Origin of the sequence: Salinisphaera sp. S4-8 (genome assembly GCF_040361235.1) — a bacterium.
Taxonomy (GTDB): Bacteria; Pseudomonadota; Gammaproteobacteria; order Nevskiales; family Salinisphaeraceae; genus Salinisphaera.
The window spans coordinates 229,854-247,535 of record NZ_APNF01000002.1 but is presented as its reverse complement, the minus strand read 5'-3'; the positions used below and the strand labels follow the sequence as shown (position 1 = coordinate 247,535).

Sequence of the window (17,682 nt, the reverse complement as noted above, 5' to 3'; positions counted from 1 at the left end):
CGGCGAAGCGGCCAGATCGATAGAAAGAGGTAGCTATGGCAGTCAAAGTCGGCATCAACGGTTACGGTCGTATCGGGCGCAACGTACTGCGCGCGCTGTATGAAGCGGGTCGTAATGGCGAGATCGAGATCGTGGCCATCAACGATCTGGGTGACGCCGAGGCGAACGCCCATCTCACCCAGTACGATACGGCCCACGGGCGTTTCCCGGGCGAGGTCTCGATCGAAGGCGAGTACATGGTCGTCAACGGCGACAAGATCAAGGTGCTCGGTGAGCGCAATCCCGCGGATCTGCCCTGGGGTGAACTGGGCGTGGATATCGTCATGGAATGCACCGGCCTGTTCGCCAGCAAGGAGAAGGCCAGCGCGCATCTCGACGGCGGCGCCAAGAAAGTGCTGATCTCGGCACCCGCCGGCGATATCACCACCGTGGTCTACGGCGTGAATCACGACACGATCTCCGCCGACGACAAGGTCATCTCGAATGCTTCCTGCACGACCAACTGCCTGGCGCCGCTGGTCAAGCCGCTGCACGACGCCTTCGGTATCGAATACGGGCTGATGAACACCATCCACTCGTACACCAACGATCAGGTGCTCACCGACGTTTATCACAAGGACCTGCGTCGCGCGCGTAGTGCCACCCAGAGCATGATCCCGACCGCCACCGGCGCGGCCAAGGCCGTCGGCCTGGTGCTGCCCGAGCTCAACGGCAAGCTCGACGGTTTTGCCGTGCGCGTGCCCACGATCAATGTCTCGATGGTCGATCTGACCGCGCAGGTGTCCAAGGACACCACGGTCGAAGAAGTCAACGCCGTGCTCAAGCAGGCTGCCGAAGGCCCGCTCAAGGGCGTGCTCGCCTATAGCGAAGCGCCGCTGGTCTCCAGCGACTTCAACCACGATCCGTCTTCTTCGACGGTCGATGCACCGCTGACCAAGGTCGCCGGCGGCAAGCTGATCAAGGTCTGCTCCTGGTACGACAACGAGTGGGGCTTCTCCAACCGTATGCTCGATACCGCGCTGGCGCTGGCCAACGCCGGTTAAGCACGACGACGATCGAGGAGCGCGACATGACCGCCATGCTCAAGATGCAGGACGTGGATCTGGCCGGCAAGCGGGTGCTGATCCGCCAGGATCTGAACGTGCCGTTCGCCAACGGCGAGGTCAGTTCGGCCGGGCGCCTGAAAGCGTCGGTGCCGACCATCCAGGCAGCACTGGACGCCGGTGCCCGCGTTATGGTCATGTCGCACCTCGGCCGCCCCAAGGAAGGCCAGCCGGACAGCGAGCACAGCCTTGCGCCGGTGGCCCGCTATCTGGGCGAACTGCTTCGCCGCGATGTGCCGCTGGTCAGCGACTGGCTGGATGGCGTCGAGGTCGGCGAGGGCGAGATCGTGATGTGCGAGAACGTGCGCTTCAACGTCGGTGAAAAAGCCAACGACGAAACGCTGGCACGCAAGATGGCTGCCCTGTGCGATGTCTTCGTAATGGATGCCTTCGGTACGGCTCATCGTGCCCAGGCATCCACCGAAGGCGTGGCCCGTTTTGCGCCGGTGGCCTGTGCCGGACCGTTGCTGTCGGCCGAGGTGGAAGCACTCGAAGCCGCGCTGGGCGATCCGGCCCGTCCGCTGGTAGTGATCGTGGGCGGCTCCAAGGTGTCGACCAAGCTCGAGCTGCTGGAAAGCCTGGCCAATGTGGCTGACCAGCTGATCGTGGGCGGCGGTATCGCCAATACGTTCCTCGCTGCGGCAGGGCACAACGTGGGGGCATCCCTCTACGAGCCGGATCTGGTCGGCGCGGCCCGCATGGTCGATCGCGAAATCCGTCGTCGTGGCGGTGAGATTCCGTTGCCCACCGATGTGGTCACGGCGACGGAAGTCTCGCCCGAGGCACATCCGGAAGTACGTCCGGTCAGCGAAATCGAAGACGACGAAATGATCCTCGATTTCGGCCCGGAAAGCCGCGATCGCATTGCCGCGATCCTCAAGGACGCGGGCACCATCGTCTGGAATGGCCCGCTGGGCGTGTTCGAAATCGACCAGTTCGGCGGCGGTACCCATGTGCTGGCCCGAGCGATCGCCCGTAGCGAGGCGTTTTCGATCGCCGGCGGCGGCGATACCCTGGCTGCGATCGAGAAATACCGCATCGAGGATGATGTGTCCTATATCTCGACCGGCGGCGGGGCCTTTCTCGAGTTCCTCGAAGGCAAGACGCTGCCGGCGATTGCCGTGCTAGAGCAACGCGCCGGCGAGTAAACGGCGTCGAGCTGATCCCACGCCCGGTCTTCGCGCCGGGCGTTTTGATTCAGCGTCTTTATTGAAAAGGCGTTTCATTTCTACGACACTGACTGTTTGGTCGCCCCCGCGATCGATCCGAACTCCAACCGCGATTCACGTTTATGACCACGCAATTTACCGGTACCGAGCGCTATGTCGCCACCGACGATCTGAAACTCGCCGTGAATGCGGCTGCGACCCTGCAGCGGCCGTTGCTGATCAAGGGCGAGCCGGGTACCGGCAAGACCATGCTGGCCGAGGAAGTGGCGGTTGCGCTCGACAAGCCGTTCTTCCAGTGGCATATCAAATCGACCACCAAGGCCCAGCAGGGGCTCTATGAATACGATGCGGTATCGCGGCTGCGCGATTCGCAGCTCGGCGATGAGAAAGTGCACGATATCGCCAACTACATCGTGCCGGGCCCGCTGTGGGAATGCTTTACCTGCGATACCCAGCCGGTGCTGCTGATCGACGAGATCGACAAGGCGGATATCGAATTTCCGAACGATCTGCTGCGCGAAATCGATCGCATGGCCTTCGATGTCTATGAGACCCATCAGACCATCGAAGCACGCCATCGACCGATCATCATCATCACCTCGAACAACGAAAAGGAACTGCCGGACGCGTTTCTGCGCCGCTGCTTCTTCCACTTCATTTCGTTCCCGGACAAGGACACGATGCGCGAGATCGTCGATGTCCATTTCCCGAACATCAAGAAGAAGCTGCTTTCCGACGCCATGGATCTGTTCTTCGATGTACGCGATGTGCCGGGCATCAAGAAAAAGCCGTCGACCTCGGAACTGCTCGACTGGCTCAAGCTGCTGCTGGCCGAGGACATTCCGGCCGAGGCGCTGCATTCCAAGAATGCACGCGATGCGCTGCCGCCGCTGCACGGCGCGCTGCTCAAAAACGAGCAGGACGTGCATCTGTTCGAGCGTCTGGCGTTCATGACGCGGCGTTAGAACAAGGCACGGGTGTCCGCAAATAAACGCCAATGCGCGCAAATGAAAGCCAGACAGCGCGCGTATGTTTCGCTACGTTGAACGTTCGTCAGGCGTTTGGGTACGCGTATAGCGACAATCGCGTGTGCAGATGAACGTGGATGAATGCCTACGGTGGAGGTAAGACGTACCGGGGCGCTTTGTCTTATTTACGGCCATTTGTCTTTTCATTTGCGCACACGTGTTCTCTTGATTATGTACAAAGTTCAGCATGCGGCGTGAACAGCGGGCCCCCGGGCCTCGGCGCGATCGGTTTTTCGACTTATTCGCGTGTCTTCGCGTTCATTTGCGGACAATCTGCCTGCTTGAGTGCGCAACTGAGTTTCATACGTAACCAAGTGTCTTCGTGTCTTTGTGCTTACGCCACGCGGTCATCTACTGCCTGAATCAACATGCTGATCGAATTCTTCTACGAACTGCGCGACGCCGGCCTCAAGCCGTCGGTGACCGAATACCTGACGCTGCTCGAAGCGCTGGATCATCACGTCGGCGGCATGAGCGTGGAGAACTTCTACTATCTGTCGCGGGCGACGCTGATCAAGGACGAAACCAAGTTCGATCGCTTCGATCAGGTCTTCGGACATTATTTCGAGGGGATTCAGGCCGCCACCGAGGATTTGACCACCGATATTCCGGATGAGTGGCTGGAGCGATTGCAGCAGCTCGAACTCTCCGAGGAGCAGAAAGCTCAGATCGAGGCCATGGGCGGCTGGGACAAGCTCATGGAAACGCTCAAGAAGCGCCTCGAAGAGCAGGGTGAGCGCCACGAAGGCGGCAGCAAGTGGATCGGCACGGCGGGCACGTCGCCGTTTGGCGCCTATGGCTATAACCCGGAAGGTATCCGCATCGGCCAGGAGGGCTCGCGCCATCGTCGTGCGGTCAAGGTCTGGGACAAGCGCGAGTTCGCCAACCTCGACGGTTCCCAGGAGATCGGCACGCGCAATATCAAGATGGCGCTGCGCAAGCTGCGTCGCTTCGCCCGTGAAGGCGCGGACGAAGAACTGGATATGGAACGCACCATTCGTGCGACCGCCAAGAATGCCGGCCATCTAGATCTGCATATGCGGCCCGAACGGCGCAATGCGGTAAAACTGTTGATCTTTTTCGATGTCGGCGGCTCGATGGACGACCATGTCGCCACCGTGGAATCGCTGTTCTCGGCAGCGCGTGCCGAGTTCAAGCATCTCGAGTACTACTATTTTCACAATTTCCCCTACGAGGGCTTGTGGCGCGACAACCGCCGCCGGCGCACCCAGCAGCATGCGACCTGGGATGTCTGTCATACCTATACGTCGGACTACAAGGCCATTTTCGTGGGCGATGCGACCATGAGCCCGTACGAGATCGCCTATCCGGGCGGTTCGGTCGAGCACTGGAATGCCGAAGCCGGCGCGGTGTGGCTGCAACGGCTGCTGGAGAGTTTTCCGAACGCGGTCTGGCTCAATCCCGAGCCGCGCCAGCGCTGGGACTACACACCGTCGATCCAGATGACGCGTGAGCTCATGGACGATCGCATGTATACGATGACCCTCGACGGCCTCGAAGCGGCCATCGAACAACTGGCCGACTGATTGCTCCGGCGTTGGTGAAGGTCAGCGCACTAGCAAACGGGTAAAGACGAAATCGGCCCTCGTCGCCGATGTTTGGACAGCATTTCGACAAGGCGCGATACCATGCGCGTTTTCGCGCTATTCTGCCCAACGCCTGGGGCCGTAGTCGTCGTGATGACCGTTTTGTCTCAATCATCCTTGTTCAGCAGCGACCTGGTTCGCCGTATCGTCAAGCTCGCTCTGAGTGCGCTTGGCTGTGTGCTGTTGTTGATGATGGCGGCCAACGCCTGGGTTGTATCGGCCACGCGCGAGTTCATCGTCGACGATATGAGCCACCTGGACGTGCACGACGTCGGCGTCGTGCTCGGCACCAGTCCGTTCACCCGTTACGGCAACCAGAATCTGTTGTTCACGCATCGGATGATGGCGGCAGCCGAGCTCTATGCCGCCGGGCGCGTACGGCATCTGCTGTTGTCCGGCGCCAACCCGGATCGGACTTACAACGAGCCGCGCAAGATGTATCAGGCGTTGCGTCGGCTTGGCGTGCCCGATAGTGCGCTGACCTTCGATTTTGCCGGCTTTCGTACGCTCGACTCGATCGTGCGCGCCCAGCAGGTATTCGGACTCGATCGTTTCGTGATCATCTCGCAGCGGTATCACGACTACCGCGCGCTGTTCATCGCCCGCTACAACGGCGCCGATGCCGTGGCCTATATCCGCGCCCAGGAAGACCGGCGCCAGCCGTTGCGGGCCGAGGCACGTGAGTATCTGGCCCGTTTCAAGGCATTGATCGATCTGTTTTTGCTGGACACGGGGCCACGCTTTCTCGGCCCGCCGCGGCGTATCGAGATCATCGAGCGCGAGCCGGTATTCGATTTCGTGGTGACCGATCAGACGATCGCGCCGTTGTATGTCGTGCCGTTACGCCGGCCGAGCATTGCCGTGGCGCCGCGCCCGCCGTTGGCCTATCCGGATCAGCGGGCGGGCGCGCCGGCTTCTTCCGAGCGTCGCGATAAAGAGTAAGCCACCGCCTTCGGTAGCGACGAGCGCTCGGGTGGTCAGGGTCCGGCCCGGCCTAGTGATGATGCTGGGACAGCGCGGTGGCCTCGGGCGCACGGTTCGCCGCATGCTGGTCGAGCGAAGCCGCCGCGGCAGGGGTCACCAGCCCGCGTAGCGCGGCGTCGACCAGCACGCCCCAGTCCCGATCGGCGGCATAGGTATCGGGATGGCGCAGTACGCATTCATAATGGCCGCACATGAAGGCCATGAGCATATCGCTGGCGCTGGCGGCCGACAGCTGCGAATGCAGCTGATCCAGCTCGGCGATTTCCGAGCATAGCGAGACGAGCACTTCGCGCGCATCTTCGAACATCGCCTGAATTAGCGCATCCGCCGGGTGACCGTCTTCGGTGACTTCGCAGCGATGGAGTACGATATGGCATACCCGCTGATGGCGGGCATCGTGGCCGAGACGCTCGAGGCCGTGGCGCATCATTTCGCGAAGCAGCCAGAGGGGCTCGTTACCCGGGATATGCTGGCTCAGACACTGACGAAGATCGCGCAAGGGCAGATGGGTTCGTGCGACCATCGCCTCGAGCAGGGCGCGTTTATCGGCAAAATGCCAGTAGATGGCGCCGCGCGTGACCTCGGCACGGCGCGCGATACGGTCCAGCGAGGTTTGCGACACACCGCGTTTCTGCATCTCGATTTCGGCCGCGTCGAGTATCGTTTCGCGCGTTTGTGCAGACTCGTGTTTGGTGCGTCGTGCCATCGTGTGGTCATCCCATCGTGCTTACGTCGAAGAGCATACCGTAAAAAGTTTCTTACATACATACGCGAATGTATGTATAGTTAATGGTAGATTCATCTACTTGTTCCGGTTCCTCGGGAATAGTTCTATGCGTCACCCTTTTCCTGCGCTCGCGCGCGATGGCTCGTTTGGCCTGCGTGTTTGCTGTCTGGTTGTATTCGCATTCGTGCTTTCGGCCTGTAATGGCGAAGGCGGCGGTGGTGGCCCGCAAGCGGGCCAGCAGCAACAGCCGCCGATCCCGGTAGACGTGCATACGGTGATCCCCCATTCGGTGGATATCATGTCGGAATACCCGGGTCGCGCACGCGGGCGCCGTACCGTGGAAGTGCGCGCGCGGGTCGAGGGCATTCTGGAAAAACGCTTCTATAACGAAGGCGAGATCGTCGAGAAGGGCGATATGCTGTTCACCATCGATGCGCGCCCCTTCCAGGCGGTGGTCAATCAGCGCAAGGCCGAGCTGTCCAGCGCCAAGGCCACGCTCAACCAGGCCCAGCGCAACTGGGCCCGCGTACGGCGTCTCTACGAGGTGGACGCGGTCAGCGAGGCCGAACGTGACGATTCGCTATCGCAACTGGAAACCGCACAGGCATCGGTTCAGCAGGCGCAGGCCAATCTCGAAGCCGCGCAGATCGATCTCGGCTATACCAAGGTGCGGGCGCCGCTGACCGGTGTGACCAGCCTGCGCGATGTCGACGAGGGCGCGCTGGTGAGTAACGGCACCCAGCTGACCACCATTACTCAGCTCGATCCGGTTCAGGTGCTCTTTGCGCTGCCGGAGGACGACGCGATCGCGCGCAACAAGGCGCTGGCGGCGATGGGCGCGCAGCGCACCAGCGAACGCACGCGCGAAGCGACCATCATTCTGCCCAGCGGCGACGAGTTCCCGGCCAAAGGCGTGGTGGATTTCACCCAGAGCACGATCAATCCGGAAACCGGTACGGTACAGCTGCGCGCGGTGGTCGAGAACACGAACAACGGGTTGATGCCGGGCCGTTACGTGCGCGCGCGCATTCGCCTGGATACACGACATAACGCCGTCGTCGTGCCGAATGTGGCGGTGTCCGATGGTGAGCAGCAGACCCAGGTCTTCATCGTGGGTGACGACGGCAAGGCCAAGGCCGTGAAAGTGAAGCTAGGGCCCTCCGTCGAGGAAGGCCGGCTCGTGGAATCCGGTCTGTCCGGCGGCGAGCAGGTCATCGTCTCGGGCCTGGGACAGCTCAAGCCGGGTGCGGCGGTCAAGGTCAAGTCCGACCAGGGCAATGAAAGCGCGGGTGGCAAGAACGATGCCGGCGCCGATGGCAACAACGCGCCACAGGAACCGGTCGGCGAATCGGCCTCGACCCAGCCGTCCGACAAGGCGGTGGCCGGGGTCGAGGGGCGCGCACTGCGTCTGAGCCCGCGCGAGCCGTTGCAGCGGATCGACAACCCGCGTTCGCAGACCCGCACGCGCCCGACGTATCGCACCGATGACGCCTATGCCGCCAACGTCGGTCGGGGCAGCTAACCATGATTTCTCGTTTCTTTATCGAACGGCCGGTATTCGCGACCGTTCTCTCGATCGTGATCACGCTCGCGGGCCTGATGGCCATGCGCGGGCTGCCCATTGCCCAGTATCCGGACGTGGTGCCGCCGGAGGTGGTGGTCCAGGCGACCTACCCGGGCGCCAGCGCCGAGGATATTGCCGAAACCGTCGCCGCGCCGCTCGAGCAGGAGATCAACGGCGTCCAGGACATGCTCTACATGACGTCGACGGCGTCGGATGCGGGCACGCTGCAGATCTCGGTTTCGTTCGCGATCGGCACCGATCCCGATCAGAACACCATCAACGTCAACAACCGTGTGCAGGCGGCGCTGTCGCAGCTGCCGCAGACGGTGCGCAACACCGGCGTGCAGGTCGACAAGCGCTCGAGCAACATTCTCACCGTGCTCACGCTGTTCTCGCCCGATCAGACCTTCGATACCACGTATATCAGTAACTATGCGCTGGTTAACGTCATCGACGCACTCAAGCGTGTCGAAGGCGTGGGCGATGCGCGGCTGTTCGGTTCGCAGGATTATTCCATGCGCATCTGGCTCAATCCGAGCAAGATGGCGCGTTATCAGCTCACTCCGGCTGATGTGCAGGCAGCGCTTCAGGAGCAGAACTCGCAGTTTGCGGCGGGCAGCTTCGGTGCCATGCCCAACGACAACGAAATCGCGTTCACATACACCGCCAGTACCGAGGGGCGTTTCTCCAACGCGGAGCAGTTCAAGAACATCATCCTGCGGACCGAGGATAACGGCCAGGTGCTGCGCCTGGGTGATGTCTCACGCGTCGAACTGGGCGCGCAGAGTTATAGCACCAGTGGTTCGTTCTCGGGCAATCCGGCGGTTCCGTTCGCGGTGTATCTGGCGCCGGGCGCCAACTCGCTGGCGACCGTGGAGCGTATCCGCGCGCGGATGAAAGAGTTGGGCAAGGATCTGCCCAACGGCATGGAATACGAGATTCCATTCGATACGACCAAATTCGTCGATGCCTCGATTACCGACGTGGAACACACGTTCATCGAGGCGATCATTCTGGTCGTGCTCGTGGTGTTTTTGTTCCTGCAGAACGTACGCGCCACGCTGATTCCCTTGCTCGCAATTCCGGTGTCGGTGATCGGCACCTTCGCGGGCATGTATGCGCTCGGCTTTTCCATCAACCTGCTCACGCTGTTCGGCCTGATTCTCGCGATCGGTATTGTCGTGGACGACGCCATCATCGTGATCGAGAACGTCGAACGCATCATGGAGGAGGAGGGCAAGTCGCCCAAGGATGCGGCGATCAAGGCCATGGAGGAGGTCAGTGGCCCGGTGATCGCGGTGGTGCTGGTACTGGCGGCCGTATTCGTGCCGGTCGGCTTTCTGGGCGGTTTGTCTGGCCAGATGTATCGACAGTTCGCGATTACCATCGCGGTGTCGGTGGCCTTCTCGGGGCTGGTCGCACTCACGCTGACCCCGGCCCTGTGTGCGGTGTTTCTCAAGCCGCGCAAGAAAACGCCCAACTGGTTCTTTCGCAAGTTCAACCAGATGTTCAAAAAGGCGACCGGTGCCTATCTATGGGGCGTCGATCTGCTGCTGCGCCGGGCGATTCTCGGTCTGGTGCTGTTCGTGGGCGTGCTGGTAGCGACCTGGTTCATGTCCACCCAGGTGCCGGGCGGTCTGCTGCCGCAGGAGGATCAGGGCTATATCTTCACGACCTATACCCTGCCGCCGGCGGCTTCATTGCAACGTACCGAAGAAGTCCGCGATGAGGTGATTAGCAAAAGTCTCAAGGCCATGCCGGCGGTCGAGGATATCGTCGGTGTCGCCGGTTACGACTTTCTGGCTGGCGCTCAACGTACCTATGCCGGTATCGCCTTCCTGACGCTCAAGGACTGGGACGAGCGCGGTGGCCAAGGACAGGATTCATTTTCGCTCGTAGGCCAGACATTCGGCCTTGGCGCGCAGATCCCGGATGCCCAGATCATAGCCTTCAACCCGCCGCCCATCATCGGCTTGTCGACGACCGGTGGTTTTGAGGGCTACTTGCAGAGCAAATCCGGCGACAGCTTCAACGAAATTCGTGAGGCCGCCGGCAAGGTGGTGGCCGAGGCCAATAAACGCCCCGAGCTGTCGCAGGTGCGCACCACCCTCACGACCAACGTGCCGCGCTACCGACTGGATGTGGATCGCGAAAAAGCCAAGACGCTGGGCGTGCCGATCAACGATCTGTTTGCCACCCTCCAGGCGACTTTCGGTTCGCTGTACGTGAACCAGTTCACCTATCTGGGGCGGAACTGGCAGGTCAATATCCAGTCTGATGCGCCGTATCGCGAAAAGCCGGAGGATCTGGCCAAGGTATTCGTCCGTTCGGATACCACCGGCGACATGATTCCAGTGAGCTCGCTAGTGAGCCATGAACGCAGGCTTGCAGCCGACGTGGTAGAGCGTTTCAATATCTTCCCGGCGGCCAAGATCATGGGCTCGCCGGCGCCGGGCTATAGTTCGGGCCAGGCGAACGCGGCCATCCAGCAGGTCGTGGCCGATGTGCTCGGCGGCAACAATTACCAGCTGAGTTTCACGGGCACCGCCTATCAGGAAGAAACCGCAGCCGGATCGGGCGGGATCGCCGTGCTGTTCGGCATGATCATGGTGTTCCTGATTCTGGCGGCCCAGTACGAGAAATGGACGCTGCCGCTGGCGGTGATCACCGCGGTGCCATTCGCCGCACTGGGCGCCTTCGTGGCTGTCTGGTTTCGGGGTATCGATAACAACCTCTACTTCTCGGTGGGTTTGCTGGTGCTGATCGGTCTGGCCGCCAAGAACGCGATTCTGATCGTGGAGTTCGCGGTTATGTCGCGCGAAGAGGGCAAGTCGCCTGCGGCCGCTGCCTTTGAAGCAGCCAAATTGCGTTTTCGCCCAATCGTGATGACGTCGCTGGCCTTCATTCTCGGCTGTGTACCGCTGGCGCTGGCCACTGGCGCGTCGGCGAATAGCCGTAATGCCATCGGTACGGCTGTGGTTGGTGGCATGCTGGCGGCTACGTTCTTTGCCATTCTATTCGTGCCGCTGTTCTATGATCTGGTCGAGCGCGGCTCGGAACGGGTCGGACGTTTGATCAAAAAGAAACATGACGATGAAGGGAATTCCAATGCGTAAGGCCCTGCTGCTGCTCGCCGTGGCCGGCCTGTCGGCCTGTACGCTCGGCCCGGATTATCAGCGCCCTGATATCGACCTGCCGGATTCGGCGTTCGACTCGACGCTGCTGAGCAAGAGCCAGCGCCAGGAACTGGCGTACTGGTGGACGCGGTATCGCGATCCGGTGCTCAACGAGCTGATTGACGACGCGCTGGACGACAACCTCGACGTCGCCCTGCAGGCCGCACGTTTTCGTGAGGCACGTGCCCAGCTGGGGCTGACCAACGCCGACCTCTACCCGAGTATCTCGGCACAGGCCCAGGCTGCCCGTCAGAAAAGCAGCTATATCGGTCAGGGGGGCGCGGGTTCCGGCAGTAGCGGCGTCGGCGCGGGGGCCGGCGGCTCTTCGGGTACACCGAGCGCGGGTCGGCGCTCGGACTATTTCTCGGTCGCCGCGACGCTGAGCTATGAGCTCGACGTGTTCGGCGGCCTGCGTCGTGCCAGCGAGCAGGCCCGCGCCGCACTGCTCTCTTCGGCCTATACCCAGGACTCGATTCGTCTGGGCGTGGTCAGCGATGTGGTTACCAACTACATGTCGCTGCGCGCGGTCGAACGCCAGATTCGGGTGACCAAGGAAACCATCGCCACCCGCGAGCGCGGTCTCGAACTCGATCAGCAGCGTTATAAATATGGTGCCATCGACAAACTGACGCTATTGCAGACGCGTTCGTTGCTGGAAACCGCGCGCTCACAGCTGCCGCCGCTCGAACAGCAGGCCAGCGAGCTGCGATCTGCGCTGGCGATTCTCACCGGCCGGTCGCCGGCCGAGATTCTGGCTGGGGCCGAGATCGACGATGGGTCGTTCGAAGACCTGCATCTGCCCGATGATCTGCCGGTGGTGATTCCGTCGCTGCTGGTCGAACGCCGGCCCGATATTCGCGCCGCCGAGGCGCAGCTGATCGCGGCCAATGCGAGCGTAGGCGTGGCCAAGGCGCAGTTTTTCCCGACCTTCGATCTGACCGCGATGATCGGCACCGAAGCCATCGACGTGGACGATCTGTTCGAGCCGTATTCCGAAACCCAGAGTATCGCCGGCACGATCACTGCGCCGATTCTGGATTTCGGGCGTCGTCAGGCCAATTACGAAACCGCGATCGCGCAGAAGGAAGCGGCCGAAATCTCCTATCGCCAGACCTTGCGCCAGGCCTTCGCCGAAGTGCGTGACGCATTGGTCGCGGTCAACCTTACCGACGAGCGGGTGGAATCGGTTCAGCGCCAGGTCGATGCCTATCGCGAAACCGTGGAGCTCGCCCAGATCCGTTACGACGTGGGGCGCACGGCGTTTTTCGACGTGCTCGATGCCCAGCGTCAATTGTTCTCGGCGCAGCTGGATCTGGCCGAGGCGATTCGTGACCGCTTCACCGCAACGGCCGATCTGTTCAAGGCGCTCGGCGGCGGCTGGACCGAAAACAGCGATTCGCTGAACGATGGTCTGCAGGCGGTCAGCGACTCCTATGGCCCGCAATCGGACGATCGCACAGAACCTGAAGCGCGTGACGTGTCAGAATAGGAAACCCGTTCGTTTCCTATCGAGCCTTTGTGCCGCACGTCGCGTCGCCTACGTCGAATCTGTATCGCATCGAAGCGCGCTCTGACGGCGTCGCCCTGCTGCTGGCGGGCGACTGGGGCGCAGCACTTCATGTGCCGACCGTCCAGAGCCTGACCGCACAGCTGCTTGAGGCACGTCGCGACGCGGACATGCCGGTGCTCGTCGACGGCAGCGAACTCGCCAGTGCCCACCCGCGGGTTGCCGCAGTGGTCTATGGCGTCAACGCGCAACTGCGCGAGCAGGCGTGCGATGTGCGCTACCAGTCGCTGCCGCAAAGCGTCGATGCGCTGGTTACCCTCGCGCGCCCGGCCGACAGCGATCAGAATGCACGCGAGCGCAGTCACTGGCTCAACCGACTGGGCAAACGCGGCGGTCGGCGTGTGGCTTCGGTCGCCCATACCGCCGAGCTCATCGGTAATGCGTTCGCGGCCACCCCCAAGCTCGCAGTCGGCAAGGCGCAGGCGCGCTGGGTCGATTTCATGGCCCTCATTCGTGAAACCGGGGCCGCCTCGTTGCCGGTGGTTACGGTCGTCAACCTGCTGATCGGCGCGGTGCTGGGCTTCGTGGGCGCGGTTCAGCTGGCCGCTTTCGGCGCCGGACTGTATCTGGCCGATCTGGTCGGGATCGCGGTGGCCCGCGAAATGGCCGCGATCATGACCGCGTTCATCATGGCCGGGCGCATTGGCGCGACCTTTGCCGCGCATCTGGCGACCATGGAAGCCAACGAGGAAATCGATGCGCTACGCATGATCGGCGTGTCGCCGTTCGAATTTCTGGTGCTGCCGCGTCTGACCGCGATGACGCTGATGATGCCGCTGCTGTTTATCTATGCCGCCACACTCGGTATTGGCGGCGGCATGCTCGTGGCCGATGTCGTGCTCAATACCTCGCCGGCGAGTTTTCTCGGCCGTCTGCAGGACGCGGTGGCGATGCGCCACTTCGTGATCGGTTTCATCAAGGCGGTGTGTTTCGGCATCCTCATCGCCCTGGCCAGTTGTTATCTGGGCATGCGCGCCGGGCGTAACGCCGCCGAAGTGGGGCGCGCGGCCACCCGCACCGTGGTGGTGTCGATTATCGGTATTATCGTGATCGATGCGATCTTCGCGCTGTGCACGAACGCGTTGGGGGTCTAGGCCATGGCCGAGCTCGATGCCTCGCAGCCGCTGCCGGATACCGGCATCGCCGTGCGTGATCTCACCTTGGCCTATGGTGATACGGTAGTTCAGCAGGATCTGTCGTTTCAGGTGCGCCCGGCCAGTATCTTCGTGATCATGGGTGTCTCCGGCTGTGGCAAGAGCACGTTGCTACGCCACATGATCGATCTGGAACAGGCCGAGCAGGGCGATGTGGTCTTCGACGGCCAGCGGCTGTGGAGTGACGACAGCGCCCAGCGCCAGGCCCTGCAGCGGCGCATTGGCGTGCTCTTTCAGAGTACTGCGTTGTGGAGTTCCATGAGCGTGGGCGAGAACGTGGGTCTGCCGTTGCAGCTGCATACCCGGCTGAGCGCGGCGGAAATCCGCGACCAGGTGGCATTCAAGCTCGCGCTGGTGGGGCTGGCCGGTCAGGAGTCACGCATGCCCAGCGAGCTGTCGGGTGGTATGCAGAAAAGAGCCGGACTGGCGCGTGCGATCGCGTTGGACCCGGATTATCTGTTTCTCGACGAACCCAGCGCCGGGCTGGACCCGATCACCTCACAGCGCCTGGATGCGCTGATCATGAGTCTGCGTGATGCGCTGCAACTGAGCGTGGTCGCGGTCACCCACGAGTTGCCGAGCATCTTTACCATCGCCGACGACAGTATCTATCTCGACAACGAAAGCCGGCGTGCGATCGCGCATGGCGATCCGCGCGTGCTCGCCGAACGGGCCGAGCATGCACGGGTGCGCGCCTTTCTCAACCGGCAGCCGATCGCGGCCGAAGACGGCCCGTCGTGACGTCATCTCGACCCGAGGTTCTCTAATGGCAAGCAACCGCAGCTATACGGTGATCGGGCTGTTCATGCTCGGCGCGATCGTACTGACCGTGGTCGGTATTCTCGCGCTGGGCGGCAACCGGATCTTTTCCAACAGCCGCCAGGCAATCATCTTCTTCGACCAGTCGGTCCTCGGGCTGACCAATGGTTCCAAGGTGCTGTTTCGCGGCGTGCAGGTGGGCACGGTCAAGAATGTGCAACTGCGTCTGGACCCGAAAGCCGGCAAGTCCCGTATCGGCGTGACCATCGAAATGGCCGGCAACAATACGGTCATGATGAATGGCGCGCCGCCCAGTGCCCAGCTCAGTACCGAAGAACTGGTCGCGCGTGGCCTGCGTGCCCAGCTGGTCGTTTGGAGCTACGTCACCTCGCAGCTGGCGGTCAATCTGGATTTTCAGCCCGACAGCAAGCCGAAGTTCGCGGTCGATCGCGCCGATGTCGAGTTGCCCGAAATTCCGGCCGTGCCTTCGGAGATCGAGCAGCTCAAGGATACGGTTACCGGCCTGCCGTGGAGGGAAACGCTGCAAACCGTGAATGAAACCATGGAGTCGGTGGTCACGCTGGCCAACGATATGGATCAGTTGCTCAATCGTATGGGGCCGAATCTGGAAAAGACCACGGATACCACACGCGAAGCGATTGCGGCCGCACGCGACGCGGTCTATATGAACAGTCGCCAGTTCGAAAAGACGCTCGAGAGCGTGCGGGCATTGACCGACAATGTGAATACGCAGATCGAATCGCGCGACGAGCAGCTGTCCCGGCTGCTGGACAACGCCGAGGCGACCAGTGCGAATCTGCAACAGCTATCGGAAAATCTCGAAGACCTGACCGACCCGAATTCGGGTACGCGCCAGGATATGCAGAGCGCGATCCGGGATCTGGCGGCCGGCGCATCGTCCATGCGCCGGTTTGCCGAGACGCTTGAACGCGATCCCAACGCCTTGCTCTTCGGTGGAGGTCAGCGATGATGAAAACATTTCTACGTGGCGGTATCGCCGCGCTGTTCGTGGCCGCGAGTGCGGCCTGTAGTACGGTCGCACCCTTGCAGCAGGTCCTGCTTTCGCCGCCGCAAAGCGCGCGTGCCGAGACGCAGGCGAGCGATTGGCAGGTGCGGCGTGTGCGCGTGCCGGAGTATCTGGACAACTACGATATCCAGCTGCGCACCGACGAATACGTGCTCACCCGCATGCCCAACGCAAAATGGGCCGAGCGCCTGCCGGTGGCGATGACCCGCCTGTTACAACAGACCATCGACGAAAAACTGGTCGCCGAGCGCGACCGCGATTACGAGGTGGATGTGGTGGTCGACGCCTTCGAGCCCCAACCTTCGGGGCAGGTGGTACTCGCCGCGCGCTGGAAGGTCACCGACTCGAAAACCGAAACCGTGATCGCGCGCGACAATACCGTTATCCAGCAGGCCTTGCCGGCGCGACCGCGCGACGCGGCTGCGATTGGCGAAGCCATGTCGGATGCCGTGCGCGAACTGGCTTTCGAGATCGTCGCCAAGGCGGGGTAATCGTTTCAGCCGATCAAGGCCCGGTTCTGCGTCCAGTCGGGGTACGGCATCGACATCAAGGGCATTCGCCGAAACTGGCCGCGATGCGAATGAGGCGGCGTTGATCGCGTGGACGTACGGGCACGGACCGTGTTCGCAATGTTCGATATGGCGAGCGTTTGCTTTCAGTCGGTTTTAGCCGGGCATGCTGGGCAACAGTCAGACCCGAAGCCGCTAAGCCGGTAGTCACGCTGGATCGGCAGGGCGCGTCGCCGTCACCGTCGACGGCGCTGAATGATGCCCATAAAAAAAGGCCGCCCCTCGGGGCGGCCTTTTTTGCTACCCGGATACAAAGCCGGGCGTAGGATTTCCTAGAAATGCATGCCGAACGACAGCTGGTAGAGCACGGCCTTGAAGTCATTGGTCGAACTCACGGTGCCCACGTTGATCGGCCCGACTGTCGGGCTGAGGTTGGGCGAATTGACTACGATATTGTTCACCTTGGCTTCCACCTCGGCACAACCGACGTATTTCACATCGGCCGTCAGGAACATCTTCTCGGTCAGCTTCATGTCCATGCCGAGCTGGCCGACGCACGCTACCGGCTTGGTCAGGTTCAACGTCGGCTCGTTGCCATAGGCGTTGAGCACTTCGTTGTTCACGTCGGTGTCATAGGTGTAGAGATACATCGCGCCAGCACCGATATAGGGCTGGAACATCGTGTCCACCCACGGGCGGTAGACGATGGTCAGGTTGGGTGGCAGCGCCTTGAGGGTACCGATGGACTGACCCAGCGGCGGAATCCCCGTTTGCAGGCCGCCATTGGTTTCGGGCGCGAGCGATTCGTCGATCGCATTCTTGCTGACTTCGAAGTCGAGCTTGAGCGGCGGCGCGAGCGTGACTTCCATGGCCAGATGCTTGCCCGTCTTCGGAATGTACATCCCGAACGTGCCACCGAGCGTGGTGAGGTTGCCCGTGGAGGAGCCTGTGTGATCCAGACGGCTTTCGCCGGAACCGAAGCCCTGGGCTGCCAGGCCCTGGGCGTTCTCCACCTTGAGTCGCGAGCTGGTGCCGTAGTACTGGAAGTGCAGTACGCCGACACGGAAATAGCTGTTGTTCTTCGTATATTCAAAGACCTGGTGCAGCAGGCTGCCCTTGTCCTCGACGGTATCGGACGAATCGTCGCCGCGCATCTGGCCTTGAGCGAGGGCGCTGCCCGCGGCAAGCAGGCTGGCGCAGCCCAGAATCGCTACGGCCGCTCGCTTCCCCAGCGCACGACGTACGGACATGTTGTCCTGAATCATCTCCCTTCTCCTTGTTACCATT

At 61.9% G+C, this 17,682-nt stretch carries 14 protein-coding genes; 12 read left to right on the top strand and 2 right to left on the bottom strand.

Going from position 1 to position 17,682, the window contains the following annotated elements; all coding sequences use genetic code 11:
- Positions 1-35 precede the first annotated feature (35 nt).
- From gap to S4A8_RS03735, 5 genes are all read left to right on the top strand, one after another.
- Positions 36-1,043 (top strand): type I glyceraldehyde-3-phosphate dehydrogenase, encoded by a 1,008-nt coding sequence (gene gap, locus S4A8_RS03755; protein WP_353219090.1) that lies wholly within the window; start codon positions 36-38, stop codon positions 1,041-1,043.
- A 26-nt stretch (positions 1,044-1,069) separates the two neighbouring features.
- Positions 1,070-2,251, top strand: a complete 1,182-nt coding sequence (locus tag S4A8_RS03750; RefSeq protein ID WP_353219089.1) for a phosphoglycerate kinase — start codon at positions 1,070-1,072, stop codon at positions 2,249-2,251.
- A gap of 143 nt (positions 2,252-2,394) precedes the next feature.
- Positions 2,395-3,237, top strand: a complete 843-nt coding sequence (locus tag S4A8_RS03745) for an AAA family ATPase (protein WP_353219088.1) — start codon at positions 2,395-2,397, stop codon at positions 3,235-3,237.
- Positions 3,238-3,668: 431 nt separating this feature from the next.
- Entirely contained in the window at positions 3,669-4,847 is a 1,179-nt protein-coding gene (locus S4A8_RS03740) for a vWA domain-containing protein (RefSeq protein WP_353219087.1), read from the top strand.
- A gap of 177 nt (positions 4,848-5,024) precedes the next feature.
- The gene (locus S4A8_RS03735; RefSeq protein ID WP_353219086.1) at positions 5,025-5,849 is read left to right on the top strand and encodes a SanA/YdcF family protein; all 825 of its coding nucleotides are present in this window, start codon (positions 5,025-5,027) and stop codon (positions 5,847-5,849) included.
- 52 nt (positions 5,850-5,901) lie between these two features.
- Here S4A8_RS03735 and S4A8_RS03730 read toward each other — a convergent pair whose 3' ends face one another.
- Complete coding sequence (locus S4A8_RS03730; protein ID WP_353219085.1) at positions 5,902-6,597, bottom strand: TetR family transcriptional regulator; 696 nt, start codon at positions 6,595-6,597, stop codon at positions 5,902-5,904.
- 127 nt (positions 6,598-6,724) lie between these two features.
- Between S4A8_RS03730 and S4A8_RS03725 the strand changes: the two genes are divergently transcribed.
- The 7 genes from S4A8_RS03725 to S4A8_RS03695 are packed head-to-tail and all read left to right on the top strand — an operon-like array spanning position 6,725 to position 16,377.
- Positions 6,725-8,140 (top strand): efflux RND transporter periplasmic adaptor subunit, encoded by a 1,416-nt coding sequence (locus S4A8_RS03725; protein ID WP_353219084.1) that lies wholly within the window; start codon positions 6,725-6,727, stop codon positions 8,138-8,140.
- 2 nt (positions 8,141-8,142) lie between these two features.
- Positions 8,143-11,298: an efflux RND transporter permease subunit gene (locus S4A8_RS03720; RefSeq protein WP_353219083.1), complete on the top strand. Its 3,156-nt coding sequence runs from the start codon at positions 8,143-8,145 to the stop codon at positions 11,296-11,298.
- On the top strand, positions 11,291-12,847 hold the full coding sequence (locus S4A8_RS03715; protein ID WP_353219082.1) for an efflux transporter outer membrane subunit: 1,557 nt from the start codon (positions 11,291-11,293) through the stop codon (positions 12,845-12,847). The genes S4A8_RS03720 and S4A8_RS03715 overlap by 8 nt, the downstream gene beginning before the upstream one ends.
- Positions 12,848-12,876: 29 nt before the next feature.
- Positions 12,877-14,019 carry an MlaE family ABC transporter permease gene (locus tag S4A8_RS03710; RefSeq protein WP_353219081.1) on the top strand — a complete coding sequence of 381 codons (1,143 nt, stop codon included), beginning with the start codon at positions 12,877-12,879 and terminating at the stop codon, positions 14,017-14,019.
- Positions 14,020-14,022: 3 nt separating this feature from the next.
- Positions 14,023-14,820, top strand: a complete 798-nt coding sequence (locus S4A8_RS03705) for an ABC transporter ATP-binding protein (protein WP_353219080.1) — start codon at positions 14,023-14,025, stop codon at positions 14,818-14,820.
- A 25-nt stretch (positions 14,821-14,845) separates the two neighbouring features.
- Complete coding sequence (locus tag S4A8_RS03700) at positions 14,846-15,829, top strand: MlaD family protein (RefSeq protein ID WP_353219079.1); 984 nt, start codon at positions 14,846-14,848, stop codon at positions 15,827-15,829.
- Positions 15,826-16,377, top strand: coding sequence for a PqiC family protein (locus S4A8_RS03695; RefSeq protein WP_353219078.1), 552 nt, complete (start codon positions 15,826-15,828; stop codon positions 16,375-16,377). The genes S4A8_RS03700 and S4A8_RS03695 overlap by 4 nt, the downstream gene beginning before the upstream one ends.
- A gap of 350 nt (positions 16,378-16,727) precedes the next feature.
- Here the strand turns inward: S4A8_RS03695 and S4A8_RS03690 are convergent, their stop codons facing one another.
- Positions 16,728-17,660, bottom strand: coding sequence for an OmpW/AlkL family protein (locus tag S4A8_RS03690; RefSeq protein ID WP_353219077.1), 933 nt, complete (start codon positions 17,658-17,660; stop codon positions 16,728-16,730).
- Positions 17,661-17,682 lie beyond the last annotated feature (22 nt).